The sequence below is a fragment of the Methylobacterium sp. B1 genome (genome assembly GCF_000333255.1).
Taxonomy (GTDB): domain Bacteria; phylum Pseudomonadota; class Alphaproteobacteria; order Rhizobiales; family Beijerinckiaceae; genus Methylobacterium; species Methylobacterium fujisawaense.
The window spans coordinates 1-1,028 of record NZ_BACT01000212.1 but is presented as its reverse complement, the minus strand read 5'-3'; the positions used below and the strand labels follow the sequence as shown (position 1 = coordinate 1,028).

Below are 1,028 nucleotides of genomic sequence, written 5' to 3'. Positions count from 1 at the left end.
CGCGTTCGTCGCCAGATCGAACAGCGGCTGATAATGCAGCGCGATCTGGTCGGTCCCGATCGCCAGCCGCAACTCCCGTTCGAGCCAGCGTCGGTGATTCTGGCGTTCCTCCATTTCCGGCTCGAAGACGCGGACGCGCCGGCCACCGTCGGCCTTGGCGGCATAGAGGGCGACGTCGGCGCGACGCAGGAGATCGTCGCCGTCGGCATCGTCCGCCGCGGAGACCGCGAGCCCGAGACTCGCATCGACGGACACGAACTGTCCGGCGAGGATGAACGGCCGCCTGAGCTGGGTGAGGACTTCGTCCGCCAGCGCGAGAACGCCGGCCGGTAATTCCGCCTCCGAGAGGACCATGGCGAATTCGTCACCGCCGAGCCGCGCGACGGTGCCGCCGGGCGGGCAGAGCACGGTCAGGCGTCGACCGACCTGCCGGAGCAATTCGTCGCCTGCCGGGTGGCCCAGGGTGTCGTTGATCCCCTTGAAGTCGTCGAGATCGAGGCAGATCACGGTCACCGCCCGGCCGTCATGCGCATGGCCTGCCAAGGCCGCGGCCAAGCGATCCGCAAGCAGGGCGCGGTTGGAGAGACCCGTCAGGGCGTCGTGGGTCGCGAGATGGGCGATCCGGGCTTGGGCCGTCACGCTCGCGGTGACGTCCTCATGCGTTTCCACCCAGCCGCCGTCCGCCATGGGCTCGACGGTGATCTCGACGCATCGCTCGTCCGCGAGCGTCCTGGTCAGAGACCGCCGATGCGGGCGGCTCTCCGGACCCGACCAATCCGCAAGACCGGCCAGCTGGCGGACATCCACATGCGTCGGTTCGGCTTCGAGCGCATCCGGAGCGATATCGTAGATCCGGCAGAACTGCGCGTTGAACACCTTCAGGCGACCATGGGCGCCGAACATGCACAGGCCCTGGGACATGTTGTTCAGGGCCGCATCGAACCGCTCGTTCTGCTCCTGCAGCTGCCGCTCGCGCTCCGTCAGGATCGTGTTCTGGCGGAAGACGTCGTCGCGCAGTTGATCCCGCT

Annotated in this window: 1 protein-coding gene; it reads right to left on the bottom strand. The window is 68.0% G+C overall.

Going from position 1 to position 1,028, the window contains the following annotated elements:
• Window positions 1-1,028: sensor domain-containing diguanylate cyclase (locus I53_RS05655; RefSeq protein WP_043347644.1), on the bottom strand; the 1,028-nt coding region annotated here is incomplete at both ends.